Source organism: Stutzerimonas stutzeri, assembly GCF_018138085.1.
In the GTDB taxonomy this organism is placed as follows: domain Bacteria; phylum Pseudomonadota; class Gammaproteobacteria; order Pseudomonadales; family Pseudomonadaceae; genus Stutzerimonas; species Stutzerimonas stutzeri_AI.
The window spans coordinates 506,011-528,076 of record NZ_CP073105.1 but is presented as its reverse complement, the minus strand read 5'-3'; the positions used below and the strand labels follow the sequence as shown (position 1 = coordinate 528,076).

Annotated in this window: 19 protein-coding genes; 8 read left to right on the top strand and 11 right to left on the bottom strand. The window is 62.3% G+C overall.

Annotation, left to right across the window (positions count from 1 at the left end):
• Positions 1-106: 106 nt before the first annotated feature.
• The 8 genes from KCX70_RS02540 (at position 107) to KCX70_RS02505 (ending at position 6,372) form a co-directional block, all read left to right on the top strand.
• On the top strand, positions 107-1,348 hold the full coding sequence (locus KCX70_RS02540; protein WP_212619192.1) for an NAD(P)/FAD-dependent oxidoreductase: 1,242 nt from the start codon (positions 107-109) through the stop codon (positions 1,346-1,348).
• Between the two features lie 10 nt (positions 1,349-1,358).
• Entirely contained in the window at positions 1,359-1,880 is a 522-nt protein-coding gene (locus KCX70_RS02535; RefSeq protein ID WP_212619191.1) for a hypothetical protein, read from the top strand.
• A complete protein-coding gene (locus tag KCX70_RS02530; RefSeq protein WP_212619190.1) occupies positions 1,877-3,064 on the top strand; it encodes a beta-ketoacyl-[acyl-carrier-protein] synthase family protein in 1,188 nt (395 codons plus the stop codon). Before KCX70_RS02535 ends, KCX70_RS02530 begins: the two co-directional genes overlap by 4 nt.
• Positions 3,061-3,513 carry a hotdog family protein gene (locus KCX70_RS02525; RefSeq protein WP_021207085.1) on the top strand — a complete coding sequence of 151 codons (453 nt, stop codon included), beginning with the start codon at positions 3,061-3,063 and terminating at the stop codon, positions 3,511-3,513. The genes KCX70_RS02530 and KCX70_RS02525 overlap by 4 nt, the downstream gene beginning before the upstream one ends.
• Positions 3,510-4,238 carry a 3-oxoacyl-ACP reductase FabG gene (fabG, locus tag KCX70_RS02520; RefSeq protein WP_212619189.1) on the top strand — a complete coding sequence of 243 codons (729 nt, stop codon included), beginning with the start codon at positions 3,510-3,512 and terminating at the stop codon, positions 4,236-4,238. Before KCX70_RS02525 ends, fabG begins: the two co-directional genes overlap by 4 nt.
• A complete protein-coding gene (locus KCX70_RS02515) occupies positions 4,238-5,464 on the top strand; it encodes a beta-ketoacyl-ACP synthase (protein ID WP_212619188.1) in 1,227 nt (408 codons plus the stop codon). The genes fabG and KCX70_RS02515 overlap by 1 nt, the downstream gene beginning before the upstream one ends.
• Positions 5,465-5,492: 28 nt before the next feature.
• Positions 5,493-5,933 carry a hypothetical protein gene (locus tag KCX70_RS02510; RefSeq protein WP_021207088.1) on the top strand — a complete coding sequence of 147 codons (441 nt, stop codon included), beginning with the start codon at positions 5,493-5,495 and terminating at the stop codon, positions 5,931-5,933.
• 145 nt (positions 5,934-6,078) lie between these two features.
• Complete coding sequence (locus tag KCX70_RS02505) at positions 6,079-6,372, top strand: hypothetical protein (protein ID WP_102851576.1); 294 nt, start codon at positions 6,079-6,081, stop codon at positions 6,370-6,372.
• A 48-nt stretch (positions 6,373-6,420) separates the two neighbouring features.
• Here KCX70_RS02505 and hemE read toward each other — a convergent pair whose 3' ends face one another.
• From hemE to KCX70_RS02450, 11 genes are all read right to left on the bottom strand, one after another.
• A complete protein-coding gene (gene hemE / locus KCX70_RS02500) occupies positions 6,421-7,485 on the bottom strand; it encodes a uroporphyrinogen decarboxylase (protein ID WP_212619187.1) in 1,065 nt (354 codons plus the stop codon).
• Between the two features lie 207 nt (positions 7,486-7,692).
• On the bottom strand, positions 7,693-9,111 hold the full coding sequence (locus KCX70_RS02495; protein WP_212619186.1) for an FAD-dependent oxidoreductase: 1,419 nt from the start codon (positions 9,109-9,111) through the stop codon (positions 7,693-7,695).
• Between the two features lie 111 nt (positions 9,112-9,222).
• On the bottom strand, positions 9,223-13,671 hold the full coding sequence (gltB, locus tag KCX70_RS02490; RefSeq protein WP_212619185.1) for a glutamate synthase large subunit: 4,449 nt from the start codon (positions 13,669-13,671) through the stop codon (positions 9,223-9,225).
• Between the two features lie 173 nt (positions 13,672-13,844).
• On the bottom strand, positions 13,845-15,341 hold the full coding sequence (locus KCX70_RS02485; protein WP_212619184.1) for an AAA family ATPase: 1,497 nt from the start codon (positions 15,339-15,341) through the stop codon (positions 13,845-13,847).
• Between the two features lie 9 nt (positions 15,342-15,350).
• Positions 15,351-16,454, bottom strand: a complete 1,104-nt coding sequence (gene aroB / locus KCX70_RS02480; protein WP_212619183.1) for a 3-dehydroquinate synthase — start codon at positions 16,452-16,454, stop codon at positions 15,351-15,353.
• A gap of 24 nt (positions 16,455-16,478) precedes the next feature.
• On the bottom strand, positions 16,479-17,024 hold the full coding sequence (gene aroK / locus KCX70_RS02475; protein WP_212619182.1) for a shikimate kinase AroK: 546 nt from the start codon (positions 17,022-17,024) through the stop codon (positions 16,479-16,481).
• 6 nt (positions 17,025-17,030) lie between these two features.
• Positions 17,031-19,175 carry a type IV pilus secretin PilQ gene (gene pilQ, locus KCX70_RS02470; RefSeq protein ID WP_212619181.1) on the bottom strand — a complete coding sequence of 715 codons (2,145 nt, stop codon included), beginning with the start codon at positions 19,173-19,175 and terminating at the stop codon, positions 17,031-17,033.
• Between the two features lie 51 nt (positions 19,176-19,226).
• Complete coding sequence (gene pilP / locus KCX70_RS02465) at positions 19,227-19,754, bottom strand: type 4a pilus biogenesis lipoprotein PilP (protein WP_212619180.1); 528 nt, start codon at positions 19,752-19,754, stop codon at positions 19,227-19,229.
• Positions 19,751-20,374 carry a type 4a pilus biogenesis protein PilO gene (gene pilO / locus KCX70_RS02460; RefSeq protein ID WP_212619179.1) on the bottom strand — a complete coding sequence of 208 codons (624 nt, stop codon included), beginning with the start codon at positions 20,372-20,374 and terminating at the stop codon, positions 19,751-19,753. Before pilO ends, pilP begins: the two co-directional genes overlap by 4 nt.
• Positions 20,371-20,943: a type 4a pilus biogenesis protein PilN gene (gene pilN / locus KCX70_RS02455; protein ID WP_212619178.1), complete on the bottom strand. Its 573-nt coding sequence runs from the start codon at positions 20,941-20,943 to the stop codon at positions 20,371-20,373. Before pilN ends, pilO begins: the two co-directional genes overlap by 4 nt.
• Positions 20,943-22,007, bottom strand: a complete 1,065-nt coding sequence (locus KCX70_RS02450) for a pilus assembly protein PilM (RefSeq protein WP_212619177.1) — start codon at positions 22,005-22,007, stop codon at positions 20,943-20,945. Before KCX70_RS02450 ends, pilN begins: the two co-directional genes overlap by 1 nt.
• Positions 22,008-22,066 lie beyond the last annotated feature (59 nt).

Here is a 22,066-nt window from a genome sequence, read left to right as displayed (position 1 = left end):
CATCCGGCTGCCCTGGCGGTGACCTCAACCGAGTAATAGATTTCCCGTCTGGGCCAGCCATGCCTGGCATTTCTCATTCCCATCGAGTCGAACAAGGAAGGTTGCAGTGAATTCAGAACACCGTAGCGTCGTCATCATCGGTGCGGGGCCTTCCGGCGCCATCGCGGCCGCCCTGCTCAAACGCAAGGGGCATGACGTCCTGATCATCGAGCGTCAGCGGTTTCCGCGCTTCTCCATCGGCGAAAGCCTGTTGTCGCACTGTCTGGATTTCATCGAGGAAGCCGGCATGCTCGAAGCGGTGCAAGCCGCCGGATTCCAGACCAAGCATGGCGCGGCCTTCGGCTGGGGTGAGCGCTACACCGAGTTCGACTTCCGCGACAAATTCACCGCAGGGCACAGCAGCACCTATCAGGTTCAGCGCGCCGATTTCGACAAGTTGCTGGCCGATCAGGCCGAGTCGCAGGGCGTGGAGATCCGCTACGAAGAGGAAATCACCGCCGCGGAGTTCGACGGCTCGCGCCCGCGTCTACAGGTGCGCCGTGCCGACGGCGGCGAATATGCCATCGAAGCGGATTTCGTCCTCGACGCCAGCGGTTACGGCCGCGTGCTGCCGCGCCTGCTCGAGCTGGAGGCGCCGTCGAATTTCCCGCTGCGCCGTGCCGTGTTCACCCACATCCAGGACAACATCGACGATCCACGCTTCGATCGCGAGAAGATCCTCATCACCACCCACCCCGAGCTGCGCGACGTCTGGTACTGGACCATTCCGTTCAGCAACGGCCGCTGCTCCCTTGGCGTCGTCGCCAGCGCCGAACGCTACGAAGGTCGTCCGCAGGATCTGGACGCATGCCTCAAGGGCTTCGTGCAGGAGGCGCCCAACCTCAAGCGCATCCTCCAGAACGCCGAGTGGGATACCCCGGCACGGCTGATCGGCGGCTATTCGGCGAACGTCACGACCCTGCACGGTCCGGGCTTCGCCCTGCTGGGCAATGCGGCGGAATTTCTCGACCCGGTGTTTTCTTCCGGCGTCACCATCGCTATGCGCTCGGCGAGCATGGCGACCGCCGTGCTGCATCGCCAGCTGTCGGGCGAAGCGGTGGACTGGGAAACCGAGTTCGCCGTGCCGCTCAAGGCTGGCGTGAACACCTTCCGAACCTACGTCGAGGGCTGGTACGACAGCAGTTTTCAGAACGTCATCTATGACGAACACGCCCAGCCGGAGATTCGTCGAATGATCAGTTCGATCCTCGCCGGCTACGCCTGGGACACCACCAATCCCTACGTCGCCGAACCCAAACGCCGCTTGCGGGTGCTGGCCGAACTGTGCGCCCCCGCGGTGCCGGCATGAGTCGTCCGGCATGATTACGCGTCACCTATCGCGCCCGGTCTGGCTGGCGCTGCTGCTGATGCTTAGCGCCTGCGCTCAGCAGCCACCGCTGCCGACACAAGCACCGCGGCTGACGTTGCCGATGCAGTTGCATATCCAGCGACGAAGTGACGACCAGGTGAGCGACTGGCTGTTGGTCATCCAGCAGGAAGGCGCTGATCTGCGCTGGTCGTTGCTCGATCCGCTGGGCGTCCCGCTGGCGCGCCAGCTGTTGCGCGACGGCCGCTGGCAGGCGGACGGCCTGCTTCCCCCTAATCCCGAGGCGCGCGAGCTGTTCGCCGCATTGCTGTTCGCGCTGAGCCCGACCGACCAGCTGGACGTGCTTTACGACGATGCGTGCTGGACACAGCAGCCAGGCGGGCGCTCGCTGACAGCCGACGCGTCCTCCTGGCACGTCCGCTATCTGGAAGACGGCCGTTTCGAACTCGACGTCGGGCCGGCGCTGACCTATGGTGTCGCCCCCATCGCGACAGCCGGAGCTCGCCAGCAATGACCGCTTACCTGAATGCCCTGGGGTTGGTCTGCGCGCTGGGCCGCAGTAAGGCGGAGGTCGCCAGGCGCCTGCTGGACGGTGACGACTCGGGCATGCAGCCCTATCCGCAAGCGGTCGCCGGTCGCCTGCTGCCGGTCGGCGCGGTCACAGGCACGCTGCCCACCCTCGACGATGCGCCGCTGCGTCACGCCACGCGCAATAACCAGCTGCTGCTGGCCGCGGTCGAGCAGATCGAAGTCGAACTGCATGAGGCGATCGCCCGCTTCGGCCCATCCCGTATCGGTGTGGTGATGGGCACCAGCACCACCGGCATCCAGGAAGCCACTCGGGGCATCACCGAGCTGGTGCGCGAAGGGGAGCTACCGGCCAGCTATCACTACGGTCATCAGGAGCTTTGCGCGCCCGCCAGCTTTCTCAGCGAGCGGCTGCAACTCAGCGGTCCTGGCTATTCGATTTCCACCGCCTGCACCTCGAGCGCTCGCGCCCTGCTCAGCGCCAAGCGCCTGCTGGATGCGGGCATTTGCGATGCGGTGATCTGCGGCGGTGTGGACAGCCTCTGCGATTTGACCCTGCAAGGGTTCAGCGCCCTGGAGGCGACCAGCGAGCGCATCTGCAATCCGTTTTCGGTCAACCGCGACGGCATCAATATCGGCGAGGCGGCCGCGCTCTTCCTGATGACCCGCGACGCGGCGCCGATCGCGCTGCTCGGCGGTGGCGCCAGCTCGGACGCACACCATATTTCCGCGCCCGACCCGCAAGGCCTGGGCGCCATTGAGGCGATGCGCAAGGCGCTCGCCGGGGCAGCCATTCAAGCGGAGCAGGTCAGCTATCTGAACCTGCACGGCACCGCCACCTTGCACAACGATGCCATGGAAAGCCTGGCGGTCGCCGCGGTGTTTCCGGCCGGCGTGGCCTGCTCATCGAGCAAGCCGCTGACCGGGCACACCCTGGGCGCGGCCGGTGCGCTGGAAGCCGCGTTCTGCTGGCTGGCCCTGTCCGAGCACAATCCAGCCCAAAGGCTGCCGCCACATCGCTGGGACGGCGAGCAGGATGCCGTCCTGCCGCGGCTGGACCTGATCGCTGCCGGCACGACGATGGCCGCCGCCGGTCCGCGCCGCATGATGAGCAATTCTTTCGCCTTTGGCGGCAACAACATCAGCTTGATCCTGGGAGACGCGCCATGATCGATTGGCCAGTAGCCGAACTGCTGCCGCATGCCGGCGACATGATCCTGCTCGATGCGGTCGAGGCATTCGACGCAGACAGCATCGATGCGCACGTGAAGGTGAAGCCCGGCGGGCTGTTCAACCTGCCCGATGGCAGCCTGCCCGCCTGGGTCGGTGTCGAGATCATGGCGCAGACGGTCGCCGCGTTCGCCGGCTGTCAGGCACGCCAGGCCGGGCTGCCGGTGGAGCTGGGCTTTCTGCTCGGCACCCGCCAGTTTCAATGCGATGTCGAGCGTTTCCCCGTTGGTACCGCGCTACGCATTCGCGCGCTCCGCTCGCTGCAGGACGACAACGGCATGGGCGTGTTCGAATGCCACCTCGACGGGCCCGGCATTCATGCCGAGGCGCGTCTCAACGTTTTTCGCCCGCCTGAAGTGGCGAGCTATCTTCAAGAGCCCAGCCCATGAGCAACAGCATTCTCGTCACCGGCTCCAGCCGTGGCATTGGCCGCGCCATCGCCTTGCGCCTGGCCCGCAGCGGCCACGACATCGTCCTGCATTGCCGCAACCGGCGCGACGAAGCAGAGGCGGTCCAGGCACAGATCCAGGACCTGGGACGCCAAGCGCGCATCCTGCAGTTCGACGTCGCTGATCGCGCGCAATGCCGCGCGCTGCTGGAAGCCGATATCGAAGCGCACGGCGCCTATTACGGGGTGGTCTGCAACGCCGGCCTCACCCGCGACGGCGCTTTTCCGGCCTTGACCGAGGACGACTGGGATCTGGTCATGCGCACCAACCTGGATGGCTTCTACAATGTGCTGCAGCCGCTAACCATGCCGATGATTCGTCGCCGCCAGCCGGGGCGGATCGTTTGTATCACCTCGGTATCGGGCCTGATCGGCAACCGCGGCCAGGTCAATTACAGCGCCTCCAAGGCCGGCGTGATCGGTGCAGCCAAAGCGCTGGCCGTCGAACTCGGCAAACGGCGTATCACGGTCAATTGCGTCGCTCCGGGGCTGATCGACACCGACATGCTCAACGACGATCTGCCCATCGAGGACATGCTCAAGATGATTCCCGCTCAACGCATGGGCACCCCCGAAGAAGTCGCCGGCGCGGTCAATTTCCTCATGTCGGAAGAGGCCAGCTACATCACCCGCCAGGTCCTGGCGGTCAACGGCGGGTTGTGCTGATGAAACGCGTCGTCGTCACCGGCATGGCCGGCATCACCTCGCTGGGCAGCGACTGGGCCAGCATCGAAGCCAACTTCAGCGGCAACCGCAGCGGCATCCGCTACATGCACGAGTGGGATCGCTTCACCGAGCTCAATACCCGCCTGGCCGGGCCGGTGGATGATTTCGTCGTCCCCGGCCATTGGACACGCAAGCAGCTGCGCAGCATGGGCCGAGTCTCACGGTTGTCGGTAAAGGCCGCCGAGCAGGCACTCGAACACGCGGGCCTGCTCGATGACGCATCGATCCGCGACGGCCGCATGGGCGTTGCCTGCGGCTCGTCCACTGGCAGTACCGAGGAGATCAAGGCCTTCGGCAACATGCTGCTCAACTCCGTGGCCGACGGACTGAACGCCAACTCCTACATCCGCATGATGCCGCACACCACAGCGGCCAATATCAGCATCTTTTTCGGCCTCACCGGCCGGGTGATCCCCACCTCCAGCGCCTGCACCAGCGGTAGCCAGGGCATCGGCTATGCCTACGAGGCGATCAAGTTCGGCCGCCTGCCGATGATGCTCGCCGGCGGCGCCGAAGAGCTGTGTGCGACCGAAGCCATGGTGTTTGACGCACTCTATGCGACCAGCCTGAAGAACGATGCGCCGCACACCACGCCGCGCCCGTATGACGCCGGCCGCGATGGGCTGGTCATTGGCGAGGGCGCCGGCATGCTGGTGCTCGAAGAGCTCGAGCACGCGCTCGCCCGCGGCGCCACCATCCACGCCGAACTGGTCGGCTTCGGCAGCAATGCCGACGGCCAGCACGCTACCAAACCCGAACAGCTGACCATGCGCCGTGCCATGGAGCTGGCCCTGGACGATGCCAACCTGCAGCCCGAAGCCATCGGCTACGTCAACGGCCACGGCACCGCCACCGAGCAGGGCGACATCGCCGAGACCCAGGCGACCCAGTCGCTGTTCGGCTCACGCATGCCGATCAGTTCGCAGAAGAGTTTCTTCGGACACACCTTGGGCGCCTGCGGCGCGCTGGAGTCCTGGTTCAGCATCGAGATGCTGAACCGCGATCACTACATCCATACGCTCAATCTCGATAGCATCGATCCGCGCTGCGGCGAGCTGGACTACCTCGTCGGTGCGCCGCGCGTGATGCAGCACGAATTCGTGATGAACAACAATTTCGCCTTTGGCGGCATCAATACCTCGCTGATTTTCCGCCGCTGGGCCTGAATCCCCCAAAAACCGCAAGGAGAATGCAATGAAGAAAAGTACATGGATCGGCGCTGCACTGGTGCTCTGTGCGCTGCCCGGAATCAGCCAGGCCCGCGACACCACCCATTACCTGCCGTTCGACCAGGTAGTGGCCGAAGCCACCGCCTCCGGCAAGCTGGACGGCAGTGTGAAGTTCTACCTCGCGGGCAAGACGCCCAAAGGCGCGCAGATCATTCGCAGCGGCGTGACCACCAGCAAGAAGACCAACGCCTTCAACAAGACTGACGAAGGCGCATGCAGCTGGGCGCTGCAATCGGCGCTGATCGGCATGCAGCAGGCTGCCAAGGCGGCCGGCGCCAACGCCGTGGTGGACATCGCCAGCAACTACAAGCATGTCGAATACAAGAACAGCCAGAACTACGAGTGCCATGCCGGTGCGATCATGGCAGGCGTGGCCATCAAGGGCGACCTGGCCAAGGTCAAGTAAATACCCTGGGCGCTCGGTACCGCCGGGCGCCCTTTCGATCGATTCATCCTCTCCGACCGTCGCCTCGCCGGCGATTCCTGGCGAACGAATAACTGGACCCGCAAGTCAACAGAGCAGACCCTTTTAACCATTCAAGGAGCTGCCCATGTTCGGCAAGTCATCGCACAAGTTCGAAATCAACTACATCTTCCAGAATGACCCGCGTGTTCAGATCGTCGAATCTGACGAAGAGCGCATGTCGCAAGGCAGTGCCGCCCGGCACCTGATTGAACTGCACAACGGCGATGCCGAGAACAGCCTGGTGATGCCCGAGGCGAATGCCGATGAGGCCAAGCTGCTGGAGCAGGCCGAGGTGATCGGCATTACCGATATTCGCGTGACCAAGCTGATCCATGAGCACGAGCCAGGCACCACGCCGGGGCACTATCAGCAGCCATGAACGAAAAGAGCCGCAAAAGCGGCTCTTTGTTTTTCAGGGGCTTCCCCGTCAGTCGTGATACCGAGCCGACAGTTCGTGTACCGATTCGATGAAGGCACCGGCATGGGCCGGATCGACTTCCGGTGTAATGCCATGGCCCAGATTGAACACATGGCCTTCGCCGTGGCCGAAGCTCGCAAGAATGCGTCCGACCTCGGCACGAATGGCGTCCGGCTTGGCGAACAGTACGCTGGGGTCCATGTTGCCCTGCAACGCCACCTTGTCGCCGACGCGGGCACGCGCGGCACCGATGTCGCAGGTCCAATCGAGCCCCAGGGTCTCGGCGCCGCTCTCGGCCATCGACTCGAGCCAGAGCCCGCCACCCTTGGTGAAGAGGATCACCGGCACGCGGCGACCGTCATGCTCACGAATCAGCCCATCGACGATCTTCTGCATGTAGGCCAGCGAAAACTCCTGGTAAGCCGCCGCCGACAGGCTGCCACCCCAGGAATCGAAGATCTGCACCGCCTGGGCACCGGCCAGGATCTGCCCATTGAGGTAGCTGGTCACCGACTGCGCCAGCTTGTCGAGTAGCGCATGCATGGCCTGCGGATTCTCGTACAGCATCGCCTTGGACTTGCGGAAGTCCTTGGAGGAGCCGCCCTCGACCATGTAGGTCGCCAGCGTCCATGGGCTGCCAGAGAAGCCAATCAGCGGCACGCGGCCGTTGAGCTCACGGCGGATGGTGCGCACCGCCTCCATCACGTAGCCTAGGTCCTTCTCCGGATCCGGGATCGGCAACGCCTCGATGTCGGCCATGCTACTGACGACTTTCTTGAAGCGCGGCCCTTCACCAGTCTCGAAATACAGGCCTAGCCCCATGGCGTCCGGCACGGTAAGGATGTCCGAGAAAAGAATCGCGGCATCCAGCGGATAACGCTCCAGCGGCTGCAGCGTGACCTCGCAGGCCAGCTCGGGGTTCATGCACAGGCTCATGAAGTCGCCCGCCTTGCTACGGCTGGCCCGATACTCGGGCAGGTAGCGGCCGGCCTGACGCATCATCCACACCGGGGTGACGTCGACAGGTTGCTTGAGCAGGGCGCGAAGGAAGCGATCATTCTTCAAGGCAGTCATGTCTGGGTTCCAGCAAAAGAGTGGCGGCATTGTCGCAAAGCGGAAAACAAAAGGCACGGCGAGCGCCGTGCCTTTTATCCATGGGCTTGATTCTGGTCAGGCTTTGGCAGGCGCCAGCGCTGGCAAGCCAGTCGTAGGGTGGATGTCGCTCTCTACATCCACCTTGAGACTGCTCGGTGATTGCAGAGGCTCGATCCGCCCGCGAGATCACACTTCCAGGTAGTCCAGAATCCCTTCGGCCGCCTGGCGGCCTTCGAAGATGGCGGTCACCACCAGGTCGGAGCCGCGCACCATGTCGCCACCCGCGAAGATCTTCGGGTTGCTGGTCTGGTGCTTGAACTGACCCTGTTCCGGCGCCACGACACGGCCCTGGTTGTCGGTCTGGATGTTCTGGCCTTCGAACCAGTCGGCCGGGCTCGGACGGAAACCAAAGGCGATGACCACGGCATCGGCCGGCAGCACTTCCTCGGAACCGGGGATCGGCTCGGGACTGCGACGACCACGGGCATCCGGCGCACCGAGACGGGTCTCGACCACCTTGACGCCCTCGACCTTGCCTTCACCAACGATGGCGATGGGCTGGCGGTTGAAGAGGAACTTGACGCCCTCTTCCTTGGCGTTTTTCACTTCCTTGCGTGAACCCGGCATGTTCGCCGCGTCACGCCGGTAAGCGCAGGTCACGCTCTTGGCGCCCTGACGGATCGACGTGCGGTTACAGTCCATCGCCGTGTCGCCGCCACCGAGGACCACGACCTTCTTGCCCTTCATATCGACAAAGTCTTCCGGCGATTTTTCGAAGCCGAGGTTGCGGTTGACGTTGGCGATCAGGAAGTCGAGCGCGTCGTGCACGCCCGGCAGGTCCTCACCGGGGAAGCCACCCTTCATGTAGGTGTAGGTGCCCATGCCCATGAATACCGCATCGTAGTCGGCGAGCAGCTGGTCGATGGTTACGTCCTTGCCGACTTCGGTATTCAGGCGGAACTCGATACCCATGCCGCCGAAAATCTCGCGACGGCGGCTGAGCACGCTTTTCTCCAGCTTGAATTCGGGGATGCCGAAGGTCAGCAGGCCACCGATTTCCGGGTTCTTGTCGAACACTACCGGGGTCACGCCGCTGCGTACCAGCACGTCGGCGCAACCGAGACCGGCCGGGCCAGCGCCAATGATCGCGACCTTCTTGCCGGTCGGTTTGACCTTGGACATGTCAGGGCGCCAGCCCATGGCGAACGCGGTGTCGGCGATGTACTTCTCCACCGAGCCGATGGTGACCGCGCCAAAGCCATCGTTGAGGGTACAGGCGCCTTCGCACAGACGATCCTGCGGGCAGACACGGCCACAGACTTCCGGCAGGGTGTTGGTCTGATGCGCCAGTTCGGCGGCCGCAAGGATGTTGCCCTCGGAAACCAGCTTCAGCCAATTGGGAATGTAATTGTGAACCGGGCACTTCCACTCGCAATAGGGGTTACCGCAACCCAGGCAGCGGTGGGCCTGCTCGCAAGCCTGCTGCGGCTTGAAGGGTTCATAGATCTCGACGAACTCTTTCTTGCGCTGGCGCAGCAGCTTCCTCTTCGGATCCTTGCGCCCGACCTCGATGAACTGGAAGTCGTTATTCAGACGTTCAGTCATTTCAAAACCTCTTAACGGCAGCCGCAAGCCCAGGGCTGCTAGCTGCGTGACAATCACGGAGCGGGGCGGGCCTCGGTTGGATGGCCGAGGCTTGCCGCTTGAATCTGCTTGTTATTGGGGGTTGGCCCGAGTGGTCGACAGCAACGTTGCCAGGTTGGCCGCCTTCGGCTTGACCAGCCAGAAGCGCCGCAGGTAATCGTCGAGGTTCTCCAGAAGCTTGGCGCCCCATGCGCTGCCGGTTTCGGCGACGTATTCGCGCAGCACTTCTTGCAGATGGCTACGGTGAGCTTCCATGGCCTCACCCGTGATGCGCTGCAGGTTGACCAGCTCGTTATTCACCCGATCGACGAAGCTGTTGTCCATGTCGAGCACATAGGCGAAACCGCCGGTCATACCCGAGCCGAAGTTGTAGCCAGTCTTGCCGAGGACGCAGACGAAGCCGCCAGTCATGTATTCGCAGCAGTGATCACCGGTGCCTTCCACGACCGCGTGCGCGCCGGAGTTACGCACCGCAAAGCGCTCGCCGGCGGTCCCGCTGGCGAACAGTTTGCCGCCGGTGGCGCCATACAGGCAGGTGTTGCCGATGATGGCCGAATCCTGCGACTCGAACTCGCTGCCCTTCGGTTGAGTGATCACCAGCTTGCCGCCGGTCATGCCCTTGCCGACGTAGTCGTTGGCGTCCCCCTCCAGATACAGGTGCAGGCCACCCGCGTTCCAGACACCGAAGCTCTGGCCCGCCGTACCCTTGAAGCGGAAGGTGATCGGCGCATCCTTCATGCCCTGGTTGCCGTGCACCTGTGCGATTTCGCCGGATACGCGAGCACCGATGGAACGATCGCAGTTGCAGATGTCCAGTTCGAACTCGGCACCACTCTTGGCGTCGATGGCTGCGCGCGCGAGCTTGACCATTTCCTCGGCCAGCAATCCCTGATCGAACGGCGGATTCTTCTCCACCTCGCAGAACTGCGGCTTATCGGCCGGGATGTGGTCGCTGCCCAGCAGCGGCGTCAGGTCGAGATGGTTCTGCTTGGCGGTTTCACCTGGCAGCAGTTCGAGCAGGTCGGTGCGCCCGATCAGCTCCTGCAGGCTGCGCACACCCAGCCGAGCCAGCCACTCGCGGGTTTCCTCGGCGACGAAGGTGAAGAAGTTCACCACCATATCGACGGTGCCGATGAAATGGTCCTTGCGCAGCTGGTCATTCTGCGTTGCGACGCCGGTGGCGCAGTTGTTCAGGTGGCAGATGCGAAGGTACTTGCAGCCGAGGGCGATCATCGGCGCGGTGCCGAAGCCGAAGCTTTCGGCGCCCAGAATGGCCGCCTTGACCACGTCGAGGCCGGTCTTCAGGCCGCCATCGGTCTGCACCCGCACCTTGCCGCGCAAATCATTGCCGCGCAGGGTCTGATGGGTCTCGGCAAGGCCCAGCTCCCAGGGCGAGCCGGCGTAACGGATGGAGGTCAGCGGCGAGGCGCCGGTACCGCCGTCGTAACCGGAAATGGTGATCAGGTCGGCGTAGGCCTTGGCGACGCCCGCCGCGATGGTCCCGACTCCGGGCTCGGCCACCAACTTGACCGAGACCAGGGCCTTCGGATTGACCTGCTTGAGGTCGAAGATCAACTGAGCCAGGTCTTCGATCGAATAGATGTCATGGTGCGGCGGCGGAGAGATCAGCGTGACGCCCGGCACCGCATAGCGCAGCTTGGCGATCAGGCCGTTGACCTTGCCACCGGGCAGCTGGCCACCTTCGCCGGGCTTGGCGCCTTGCGCGACCTTGATCTGCAGCACCTCGGCGTTCACCAGATATTCCGGCGTGACACCGAAACGGCCGGTCGCGACCTGCTTGATCTTCGAGCTGCGCTCGGTGCGATAACGGGCCGGATCTTCGCCGCCCTCGCCGGAGTTGGAGCGCGCACCGATGCGGTTCATCGCCGCGGCGATGGCCTCGTGCGCCTCGGGCGACAACGCGCCGAGCGAGATGCCGGCCGAGTCGAAGCGCTTGAGAATCCGCTCCAGGGGTTCGACTTCCTCGAGTGCCAGCGGCTGCTCGGCCACCTTGAGCTTGAGCAGGTCGCGCAACATGGCCGCCGGACGCTGGTCGACCAGCGCGGTGTATTCCTTGAACCGGTTGTAGTCGCCTTGCTGTACTGCCACCTGCAGCGCCGCAACCACATCGGGGTTGTAGGCGTGGTATTCGCCGCCATAGACGAACTTCAGCAAACCGCCCTGCTGGATCGGCTTGCGCGCACTCCAGGCTTCGGCCGCGAGCGCCTTCTGCTCGACTTCCAGGTCGACGAAACGCGCCCCCTTGATGCGGCTGGCGACACCACGGAAGCTGACGTCGACGACCTCATCGGACAAGCCGACCGCTTCGAACAGCTGCGCGCCACGATAGGAGGTGATGGTGGAGATGCCCATCTTCGAGATGATCTTCAGCAGACCCTTGGAGATACCCTTGCGGTAGTGCTTGAACACCTCGTAGAGGTCGCCCAGCACCTCGCCGGTACGAATCAGGTCGCCTAGCACTTCGAAAGCGAGGAACGGGTAAACCGCCGTCGCACCGAAGCCGATCAACACAGCGAAGTGGTGCGGGTCGCGCGCGGTGGCGGTTTCCACCAGGATGTTGCAGTCGCAGCGCAGACCGGTCTCGATCAGGCGATGATGCACCGCACCGACGGCCAGAGACGCATGCACCGGCAGTTTGCCAGGCTGGATAGCGCGGTCACTGAGAATCAGCATGACCTTGCCGCCGCGCACGGCTTCCTCTGCCTGATCGGCGATATTGCGGACCGCAGCCTCAAGGCCGAGAGACTCGTCATAGTTCAGGTCGATCAGTTGGCGTTCGAATCCGGGACGCTCGAGCTCCAGGATGGTCCGCCACTTCGCTGGCGAAATGACCGGCGTGGTGAGAATCGCACGGTTGGCGTGATCGGCGGTTTCCTCGAAGACGTTACGCTCGGCGCCCAGGCAGGTCTCCAGCGACATGACGATGGATTCGCGCAGCGGGTCGATCGGCGGGTTGGTGACCTGGGCGAACTGCTGGCGGAAATAGTCGTACGGCGAGCGCACCCGACGCGACAATACGGCCATTGGCGTGTCATCACCCATCGAGCCCACCGCTTCCTGGCCCTGCTCGGCGAGGGGGCGCAGCACCTGGTCACGCTCCTCGAAGGTGACCTGGAACATCTTCATGTATTGCTTGAGCTGGTCGGCATCGTAGAAAGCCGAACCATGGTCGTTGTCGTCCAGGGTCGACTGGATACGCAGGGCATTCTGGCGCAGCCACTTCTTGTAGGGATGCTGCGACTTAAGACGGTTGTCGATATCGTCGGTATGCAGAACCTGCCCGGTCTCGGTATCCACCGCGAGGATCTGGCCCGGCCCGACACGCCCCTTGGCGATGACGTCTTCCGGCTTGTAATCCCATACGCCGACTTCGGATGCCAGGGTGATGTAGCCATTGGTGGTGGTCACCCAGCGCGCCGGACGCAGCCCGTTGCGATCGAGCAGGCAGATCGCGTGGCGCCCGTCGGTCAAGACCACGCCGGCCGGGCCGTCCCAGGGCTCCATGTGCATGGAGTTGAATTCATAGAAAGCCCGCAGGTCCGGATCCATGGTTTCGACGTTCTGCCAGGCCGGCGGAATGATCATGCGCAGACCACGGAACAAATCCATGCCGCCGGTGACCAACAGCTCCAACATGTTATCCATGCTCGAGGAGTCGGAGCCGGTGCGGTTGACCAGCGGATCGAGGCTTTCCAGATCGGGCAGCAATTCATTGGCGAACTTCAGCCGACGCGCCTGCGCCCAGTTGCGGTTACCGGTGATGGTGTTGATTTCACCGTTGTGGGCGAGGAAGCGGAACGGCTGGGCCAACGGCCATTGCGGCATGGTGTTGGTGGAGAAGCGCTGATGGAACACGCAGATGGCGGTCGCCAGGCGCTCGTCGCCGAGATCGGGATAGAACTGCGCCAGATCGGCCGGCATCATCAGGCCTTTGTAGATGATGTCCTTGTCGGAAAAGCTGCAAACGTAGAATTCCTTGTCGCCGGCCAGCGCGACTTCGGCGCGGCGACGAGCGAAGAACAGCTTGATACCGAAGTCGCGTTCGGACAGCCCTTCAGCCGAAACGAACACCTGTTCGATGCGCGGCAGGCGCTCCAGTGCCAGACGACCCAGCACGGTGGTGTCGATCGGCACCTCGCGCCAGCCGACCAGCGTCAGGCCCTGGGCTGCGATCTGTTCGTTGAGCTGGGCCTTGGCCGCATCCGCCTTGGCCGCATCCTGGCTGAGGAAGATCATGCCGACCGCATATAGCGCCGGCAGATCGACATCGAAGTGCTGCTTGGCCATGGCGCGCAGAAACGCATCGGGCTTCTGCATCAGCAGACCGCAGCCATCGCCCGTCTTGCCGTCGGCGTTGATGCCACCGCGGTGCGTCATGCAGGTGAGGGATTGAATAGCGGTCTGAAGCAGGTGATGGCTTGCCTCGCCCTGCATGTGGGCGATCAGACCGAAGCCGCAGTTATCCTTGAACTCTTCAGGACGAAACAGACCTGCTCTCATAGGCACTCCACCAGCTAAATGCGTTGTAAATCAACCCCTTATTGACGGCGCACAAAAAGGCCCCGTCATACGCGTGGGCAAAAGGGGGAGCAGTTTACAAAGCCCGGTAGAACGACACAATTTAATTTTTGCAAGCCCCAAATTGGTGCAATGCGCACCTTTTTGGGGCGAATTTAGCGAGACTGGACGATTTCCTGCTGGACGCTTGCGAAGGTTCGAGGCCAAGGCTTGCCGCTTCTCAACGAAGCCGGCAGCTTCTTGATCGCGTCCAACGCGGCATCTCGGCTAGCGAAGCTGCCATAGGTGACAACATATAGCGGCTTGCCTTCGTGACGCTTGACGAAGTACCGGAAGCCCTCACCGTGCTGCTTGATCAGCGCCTCGGCATTACTCTGGGTGCGGGTGCCGAACACCTGAACTAGATAATGGCCTTTCGGCTGTGCGGCGTACCAGTTTGCCGGTGCAGCGGCGTCAGGCTTCGCAACCACATCTTTCGCCGGCTCGCTAGGCGCTGCTGCCTTGGGCGCGGGCGCAACAGTGGGCGCTTGAGCAGGCGCGGGGGCAACCGGCTCGGTGGCGGCCGGCGGGCTGTCGTTCGATGGCTCGACCGGAACCGGCGCTCGCTCAGGTTCCAGCATCGGCGCCTCATCCGGCTCAGCACCACCCGCAGCGGCGAGCGGCTCACGGATGATCGGCTGCTCAGGTGTTGCGACATCATCACCAGGCGCTTCAGCCTCTGACGGCGCTGCCTGGGAACCAACAGTGCCCGCCGTATCGAGCGGCAGGCTCGTCGTCACAGGCGCCCTTGCGGGCTGCTCATCCGAATCACGCATGAGCAACGCGACGACCACGATACAGACGACCGCAGCCAGCGCCAGCAGATGTTTCATCGGCAGGGGAAAGCGCCAGCCAGCCGATGTGCGCCGCCCCTTGGACTGCTGCATCGCATCGAGAAGCTCGTCTCGGGCGACCTGATTTATCGCGCCGGGCCAGCCGCCGGCCTGCTCGTGAATCCGTGCAACCTGTTCGTCGCTGAAGCACTCCAACCCACTGCCGGCACCCTCGAGGCGCAACGCCAGGTATTCCCGAGTCTCATCCTCTTCGTAAGGCTGCAGTGCAATCACATGAAAGCGCTCCTCGCCCTCGACCAACGCTTCCAGGCGAGCCACCAAGGCGTGCTCACCGAACAGGAATACGTGCGGCCGCCCTTCCGGACTGCCCTGAGCCAGTCGCAACAGCGTCTCGACCGCGGCACCGGTAAGCCGCTCGGCATCATCGACCAACAAATAGACCTCTTGCCCGGTCAAGGCGAGCTGGATGACCTGCGCCAGGATCGAATCCACATCGGCGCGCTGGCAACCGAGCGCCTGTGCAATCTGCTGCAGCACGGCGTTCGAATCGATGGTGTCCTGTGGCGAGATGACCACACTCTGGACGGCCTGCTTGTTGCTGCTCGCGACGAGCGCCTGGCGCACGAGCGTCTTGCCGCTGCCTTCAGGCCCCGTTACCACCAACAGCAGCTGGCTGTAGCGAGCGAGATGGTGCAACTGCCCCAGCACCGGCTTGCGCTGAGCCGGGAAGAATTTGAAACCAGGCACTCGCGCAGCGAAAGGATCATGGCTGAACCCGTAATGGTTCAGGTACGAATCGTCGGCGGACAAACTTGTCATGGAAATCTCTTAAGTGCTCGACGCTTGCGCAAGCGAGTCGTAGTTGGCGTTCAGCGTGGATTCGAGAACCTCACGCGGGAAATCACTAGTGACCACAGCCTCACCCAGGCGTTTGAGCAACACCAACCGTAAACGCCCGTCCAGAACCTTCTTGTCGACAGCCATATGCTCGAGGAAATCCTCGGCGCGCATATTGGCCGGAGGCACCACTGGCAGACCCGCCCGCGCCAGCAAGCTCACCGCTCGCTGCTGCTCGGCAGCGGAGATCCAGCCTAGCCGCCGAGACATTTCCAGCGCCATGACCGTGCCCGCGGACACGGCCTCACCGTGCAGCCAGACACCGTAACCCTGGTGAGTTTCGATGGCGTGGCCAAAGGTGTGACCAAGGTTGAGCGTGGCTCGTATGCCGGATTCCCGCTCGTCGGCACCAACCACCCGGGCCTTGGCAGCGCAGGATCGCCGGATGGCCTCGGTAAGCGCCTGCTGATCTAGAGCCCGGAGCCTGTCGACGTTGTCTTCGAGCCATCCGAGGAACGGCTCGTCACAAATCAAACCGTACTTGATGACCTCCGCCAAACCGGCAGACAGCTCGCGCGCGGGCAACGTCGTCAACGTGGCGGTATCGACCAGTACGGCCTGCGGTTGATAGAACGCACCGATCATGTTCTTGCCAAGCGGATGGTTGATGCCCGTCTTGCCCCCAACGGACGAATCCACTTGGGACAGCAATGTCGTCGGCACCTGAATGAAGCTCACGCCACGCTGGTAGCTCGCCGCCGCGAAGCCGGCCATGTCCCCGACGACGCCACCGCCGAGTGCAATGATCGTGGTGTTGCGATCATGCCGAGCGGCCAGCAACGCATCGAAGATCGACTGCAGGGTTTCCCAATTCTTGTGCGCCTCGCCATCGGGAAGCACGACGGGCGTGACGCTATAGCCCGCCAGGCTGCGCTTGAGGCGCTCCAGGTAAAGCGGCGCAACGGTGTCGTTGGTGACGATCGCGACTTGCTTGCCGCGGATATGGCGAGACAACAGCTCGGCCTGATCGATGAGCTGCGCGCCAATGGTGATCGGGTAGCTGCGCTCGCCGAGATCGACTTGTAGAGTCTGCATAGAGGCCCCGCGGTTAAAAGGGACCTAGGATAACGCAGATTGCCCCTGGCTTTCACGAGGCGCGAGCGACTCGAGCTGCTCGAGAATCTGCGCGACAACCAGGCGCGGTGGACGCTCATCCGTCTGAATGATCAGGTCGGCGACCTCCCGATACAGCGGGTCCCGAACAGCCATCAGCCCGGTGAGAATCTCGCGAGGATTGGACGTTTGCAGCAGTGGGCGGTTACGGTCCCGCGAGGTTCGGTCGAGCTGCTGCTCGACCGACGTGCAGAGATAGATGACCCGACCACCGGCCCGCAGCATCTGCCGGTTTTCCGGCCGTAACACGGCTCCACCTCCGGTCGCCAGAACCACGCCTCGCATCCGGCACAGCTCTTTGATGGCCGTGTGCTCCCGCTCGCGAAACCCCTGCTCGCCCTCGACGTCGAATATCAGCGGAATGCTGGCACCCGTGCGCTGCTCGATTTCCCTGTCGGAATCCCGAAAGGGCAGGCGAAGCTCCTTGGCGAGCAGGCGTCCGATGGTGCTCTTACCGGCCCCCATCGGACCCACGAGAATGATATTGGGCATCACGGCTTAACGACTGGCTTGGATCGCCTGATTATTCATGATCCGCGGAGTGATGAATACCAACAGTTCGGACTTTCTGTCCTGCACCAGGTCACGCCGGAACACCCGTCCCACGAAAGGCAGATCGCCCAGGAACGGAACCTTGTCGACCGACTTGCTCTGCGTGTTGGAGAACACTCCACCGATGACGATGGTCTCGCCGTCGGTCACCAGAACCTTGGCGTTAACTTCGTTCTTGCGAATCGACGGAACGCCGCCGGTGCTGGCCGCCTGAGAGAAGTCCGGCTCATCCTTGGTCACCTTCACCTCCATGATGATGCGGTTATCCGGCGTGATCTGCGGCGTAACCTCCAGGGACAGTGCTGCTTCCTTGAACGAGGTGCTGGTTGCGCCGCTGGAGCTCGCCTCCTGATACGGAACCTCGGCGCCCTTGAGGATCTTCGCCGTTTCCTTGTCAGCGGTAACCACCTTGGGCTGGGAAACGACCTCGCCATTACCGGTCTTTTCCATTGCCGAGAGCTGCAAGTCGAGGATGGCATTGTTCGTGATAAAGCCTAGACCTATGCCGGACGTTGCGCCTATCGCCCCCATGTCGACGAACGGAGTATTCAGCGGAACCTCAGGAATTCCAGGGAAGCGACCCACCTGTCGAGAGGGAATGTAGTCATCATCGCCTGGCTTGCCTGTTGCGTCCGGATCGTCAGCGACTCCGAGCTGCCCGTTCTTACCCCAAGCATTCCACTTGTCTCCCGCCCAGAGATTTCCACCCCAGCGAACGCCCAGGCTCTTGTCATAGTCGACGTTCGCTTCGACGATCCGCGCCTCGATCATGACCTGGCGCACCGGAATATCCAGCTGAGCGACGATACGGCGGAGCTCGTCGAGGCGCTCCTGGGTCTGATAGGCAATGATATTGTTGGTACGGTCATCAACCGCGATCGAGCCGCGATCGTTGCTCTCGCCGCCCTTGTCGGTTACGGACTGGAACAACCGGGCAATATCGGCAGCCTTGGCATAGTTGACCTGCACGACTTCCCGGCGCAAGGGTGCCAGCTCGGCAATCTGACGCTGCGACTCGAGCTCCTGCCGCTCACGCGCGGCAATTTCGTCGGCAGGGGCGACCAGCAGGACATTGCCCACCTGGCGCTTGTCGAGACCCTTGGTTTTGAGCACCAATTCCAGCGCCTGGTCCCAGGGTACGTTCTGCAGGCGCAACGTGATGTTGCCTTGTACGGTATCGCTGGCGACCAAGTTGAGGTCGGTGAAGTCCGCGATCAGTTGCAATACGGAGCGAACATCGATGTCCTGGAAATTCAGCGACAGCTTTTCCCCCGAATAGGTGAAATGCTCGGCCTTACGCTTCTCGGCATCTGCCTCGCTGAGCGGCTTGATGCTGATGGTCAGCTTGTCATCGGTCTGGTAGGCCAGGTAGTCGTAACGCCCGGTGGGCTCGATCAAGATGCTCGCACCATCGGCCTTGCTGCTGGAGTCGACGAACTTGACCGGCGTAGCGAAGTCCTGGACGTCCAATCGAACACGCAGCGACTCCGGCAGCTGCGTCTTGGCGAAGGACACGCGAATCTTTCCACCTTGCTCTTCGATGCTCGGACTGATCGAAGCATCGGAAAGAGAAATCACGACATTGCCGGCACCATCTTCGCCGCGCCGGAAGTCGACGTTGGTAATTGCTTTGCCCACAGCCAGCGGGGCAACCGGTGCGGCGCGCTGCACGGGAACTACCGGCGCAGCGGCGGCGACAGGAGCGGCACCGTTGCTTTCGCCAAGCACAACGAACAGATTATTGCCATCGACGCGCGTGGAGTATGGCACCAGAGACGTCAGATTCACGATCAGCCGGGTACGCCCCTGTGCCTCGACCACCGTTACGCTTCGCGCATTCCCCACACCGAGTTCACGGCTCTTCGAGGCCAACTTGCTGGACACCCCGGGCAGGTCGAGCGCGATGCGCGCCGGCTGATCGAGCGTATAACCGCGCGGCTCCGGTACCGGCTCGTCGAACGCCAGTTTCAGCTCGACTCGATCACCGGGCAGCGACGCGACATCGAGTGAATTCAGGTTTGCCGCCAACAGGGCGGGCGAAATGAACGCCGCCAGCATGGAGAGGCCGAGACGAGAGAGAGTGCTATTCATAAAAGGCTTCCGTTGTGCAGACCGGTATAGGTTTTCCATTTTTGCCATGACTCAGGACCGCTCTTTCAAGGTCAGGCTGCGCGGGCGCTCAAGCCACCCACCCTCTCCGTCAGGAACGATTTCAAGCACATCCACCTCAGCCTCGCCGATATCAACGATGCGGCCGTGATTGCGCCCCAGATAGTCACCGATCTTGACTCGGTGAACCCCGTCGCCGCCTTTGATCAAAGCGTACTTGCCCGCCTCGTTGGTCAGCGTGCCAACCATGACGAAGTTTTCGATATTGAACTGCTCGAGGAACTGCTTGATGCGTGTCTCGTCAGGCCGGACATCCTTCGACCCCTTCTGCCGCTGGGCTAGGTCGAGCTTGACCGGCGGCTGGAACGGATGGCGCAGCGACGAGGCACTGTAGGTGAACGCTTCATAGGGCAAGAACGAAGGCAGCGGCTCGATAGAGCCCTTGGGCCTGGCGCGCACCTCGGCCATATACGCCCGCAGATCGTCGAAGTCGCCACTGCCATCACACCCAGCGAGCAGCGCCAACCCAAGGCCTAACGCAACAAGTTTGGCTCCATTCATTTCTGCAGCCCCTTGTCGTTATAGCGATAGGTCTTGGCCAGAATGCTCATACGCAGCTTGGAAGACGACCCGGCGCTTTCCGGCTTTATCTCGAAATCATGCAGGGTGACGATTCGAGGCAGGCTCGATACGCCGCTTACGAAGGTCGCCAGATCGTGATAGCCACCGACCACTTTGATCTGAATCGGCAACTCGATATAGAACTGCTGGGTGACTTCGGGCTGCAGCTTGATCTCTTCGAACTCGAGCCCGCTTCCCAAACCGGTCCGGGTGATGTCTTCAAGCAAACCGGGCACCTCGGTATCGCTGGGCAGCTGACGCAGCAGCGCACCGAACGACGCCTCCATTTCGACCATCTGCTCCTTATAAGCCTCCAGATTGGCCGCCTGGAAAGCCTTCGAGGAAAACTGCTGCTTCAGGGTTTCCTCCTGCGCCTTCTGCTGGTCCAGGCTGTCTTGCAAATCACTGAGGTAGAAGTAGTAACCCCCTCCCAGCATAAGCACCATCAGCAACAGTGCAGCGATCACTTTTACAACAACCGGCCATGAGCCCAGGTTGTTCATATCCAGGTCGCTCAGGTCGACACTGCGTAGACTCTCCAGAGAGTTCGCCAGACTCATGGCTTACCTCCTTCGGTCACGCTGCCCGGCTGCGTTTGCTGCACCGTCAGCTGGAACACGTTTTCCTGATCGACCGCCCCCGCTGTCACGGCCTTCACCTCGTTCAGGTTGGGCGCTTCCAGCCATTCAGAACCATCCAAGTTGCGCATCAGGTTAGAGACCCGGTTGTTGGATTCAGCAGCACCCACTATGGCGATGTTCTTGCCAGTCATCTTCAGCCCGGTGAAATACACGCCGTCCGGAAGCGTACGAACCAGCTGATCGAACACCCTCGCGATGATCGGCCGATTACCCTGCAGGTCCTGGATGATCTTCATCCGCTCGAGCAACTGTTGGCGCCGCTCGCGCAGCTCCTTGATTTCGACGATGCGAGCGTCCAACACCGCGATCTCTTTGCGGATGAACTCGTTCCGGGCGTTCTGCTGTTCGATGGCGTGGGTGAAGTACTGGTCGGCAAGAAATAACAGGCCCACTGCGACGACGGCCACGCCCGCGAGCGAGACCAGGAAGCGCTGCTTACGCTCTTCCCGGAGCTGTTCGCGCCAGGGTAAAAGGTTGATCCGGGCCATCAGTCGAAACTCCTCAAGGCCAATCCGCAGGCGATCATCAGGGACGGCGCGTCACTGGCGAGCGCGCCAGCGTTGACCTTGCTACTCAAGGCCATATCGGCAAACGGGTTGGCAACTAAAGTCTGGGTTCCGATTTTCTGCTGAATCAAACGGTCCAGCCCCGGAATCGAAGCGGTCCCTCCGGCAAGCAGGATGTAATCCACATCGTGGAACTGGCCAGCCGCGAAGAAGAACTGCAACGAGCGCGACACCTGCTGCACCACCGCCTCCTTGAACGGTTGCAACACTTCGCTGTCGTAGTCATCTGGGAGCCCTCCCTGTTTTTTTGCCAGGCCAGCCTCCTCCATCGACAGCCCGTAGCGCCGCTGGATCTCCTCGGTGAGCTGACGCCCTCCGAACAGTTGTTCACGGGTATAGATAGTGCGGCCATTGTGGAGCACGCTCAGCGTCGTCATCGTTGCGCCGATGTCGACGAGCGCAACGGTTAGCTCATCGTGCCCGGCGCCCAACTGAGGCGCCAACAAGCCATATGAGCGCTCTAATGCATAGGCTTCGACGTCGACGATCTTGGCGGTCAATCCGGCCAAGGCAAGCGCCGCCTCGCGAATCTCGACATTTTCCTTGCGACAGGCAGCCAACAGCACCTCCACGCGCCCAGGAGCCCGCGCGGCGGGACCCTGAACCTCGAAATCGATGGCGACCTCTTCGAGCGGGTACGGGATGTACTGATCAGCCTCGATTTTCAGCTGATTTTCCAGCTCGTCGTCGCTCAGCCCGCCGTCCATCTCGATGCTTTTGGTAATGACCGCAGAGCCGGAAACCGCCACCGCGGCGGATTTGACGCCGGTTTTAGCCTTCGTCAACAAGCGCGACAGCGCCTGCCCCACGCCCTCCAGCTCGGCAATGTTCTTTTCCACCACAGCGTTTGCCGGCAGCGGCTCGACCGCATATGACTCAACCCGATACCGGGAGCCTGATCGACTTAATTCGAGTAGCTTGACGGAGGTCGAACTTATGTCGATCCCAAGCAGCGTGTTCGCTTTCTTAGTGAAGAGCCCTAGCACGGCCGATTTCCTTCTTTATCCGCTACTTACGGATTAATTATGTTTGTCCGCATTAGATA

What these genes read in the sequence shown, in the direction of transcription:
- KCX70_RS02535 (WP_212619191.1), top strand. Translation starts at nt 1,359, where the DNA reads ATGATTACGCGTCACCTATCGCGCCCGGTCTGGCTGGCGCTGCTGCTG.
- KCX70_RS02530 (WP_212619190.1), top strand. Translation starts at nt 1,877, where the DNA reads ATGACCGCTTACCTGAATGCCCTGGGGTTGGTCTGCGCGCTGGGCCGC.
- KCX70_RS02525 (WP_021207085.1), top strand. Translation starts at nt 3,061, where the DNA reads ATGATCGATTGGCCAGTAGCCGAACTGCTGCCGCATGCCGGCGACATG.
- fabG (WP_212619189.1), top strand. Translation starts at nt 3,510, where the DNA reads ATGAGCAACAGCATTCTCGTCACCGGCTCCAGCCGTGGCATTGGCCGC.
- KCX70_RS02515 (WP_212619188.1), top strand. Translation starts at nt 4,238, where the DNA reads ATGAAACGCGTCGTCGTCACCGGCATGGCCGGCATCACCTCGCTGGGC.
- KCX70_RS02510 (WP_021207088.1), top strand. Translation starts at nt 5,493, where the DNA reads ATGAAGAAAAGTACATGGATCGGCGCTGCACTGGTGCTCTGTGCGCTG.
- KCX70_RS02505 (WP_102851576.1), top strand. Translation starts at nt 6,079, where the DNA reads ATGTTCGGCAAGTCATCGCACAAGTTCGAAATCAACTACATCTTCCAG.
- hemE (WP_212619187.1), bottom strand. Translation starts at nt 7,485, where the DNA reads ATGACTGCCTTGAAGAATGATCGCTTCCTTCGCGCCCTGCTCAAGCAA.
- KCX70_RS02495 (WP_212619186.1), bottom strand. Translation starts at nt 9,111, where the DNA reads ATGACTGAACGTCTGAATAACGACTTCCAGTTCATCGAGGTCGGGCGC.
- gltB (WP_212619185.1), bottom strand. Translation starts at nt 13,671, where the DNA reads ATGAGAGCAGGTCTGTTTCGTCCTGAAGAGTTCAAGGATAACTGCGGC.
- KCX70_RS02485 (WP_212619184.1), bottom strand. Translation starts at nt 15,341, where the DNA reads ATGACAAGTTTGTCCGCCGACGATTCGTACCTGAACCATTACGGGTTC.
- aroB (WP_212619183.1), bottom strand. Translation starts at nt 16,454, where the DNA reads ATGCAGACTCTACAAGTCGATCTCGGCGAGCGCAGCTACCCGATCACC.
- aroK (WP_212619182.1), bottom strand. Translation starts at nt 17,024, where the DNA reads ATGCCCAATATCATTCTCGTGGGTCCGATGGGGGCCGGTAAGAGCACC.
- pilQ (WP_212619181.1), bottom strand. Translation starts at nt 19,175, where the DNA reads ATGAATAGCACTCTCTCTCGTCTCGGCCTCTCCATGCTGGCGGCGTTC.
- pilP (WP_212619180.1), bottom strand. Translation starts at nt 19,754, where the DNA reads ATGAATGGAGCCAAACTTGTTGCGTTAGGCCTTGGGTTGGCGCTGCTC.
- pilO (WP_212619179.1), bottom strand. Translation starts at nt 20,374, where the DNA reads ATGAGTCTGGCGAACTCTCTGGAGAGTCTACGCAGTGTCGACCTGAGC.
- pilN (WP_212619178.1), bottom strand. Translation starts at nt 20,943, where the DNA reads ATGGCCCGGATCAACCTTTTACCCTGGCGCGAACAGCTCCGGGAAGAG.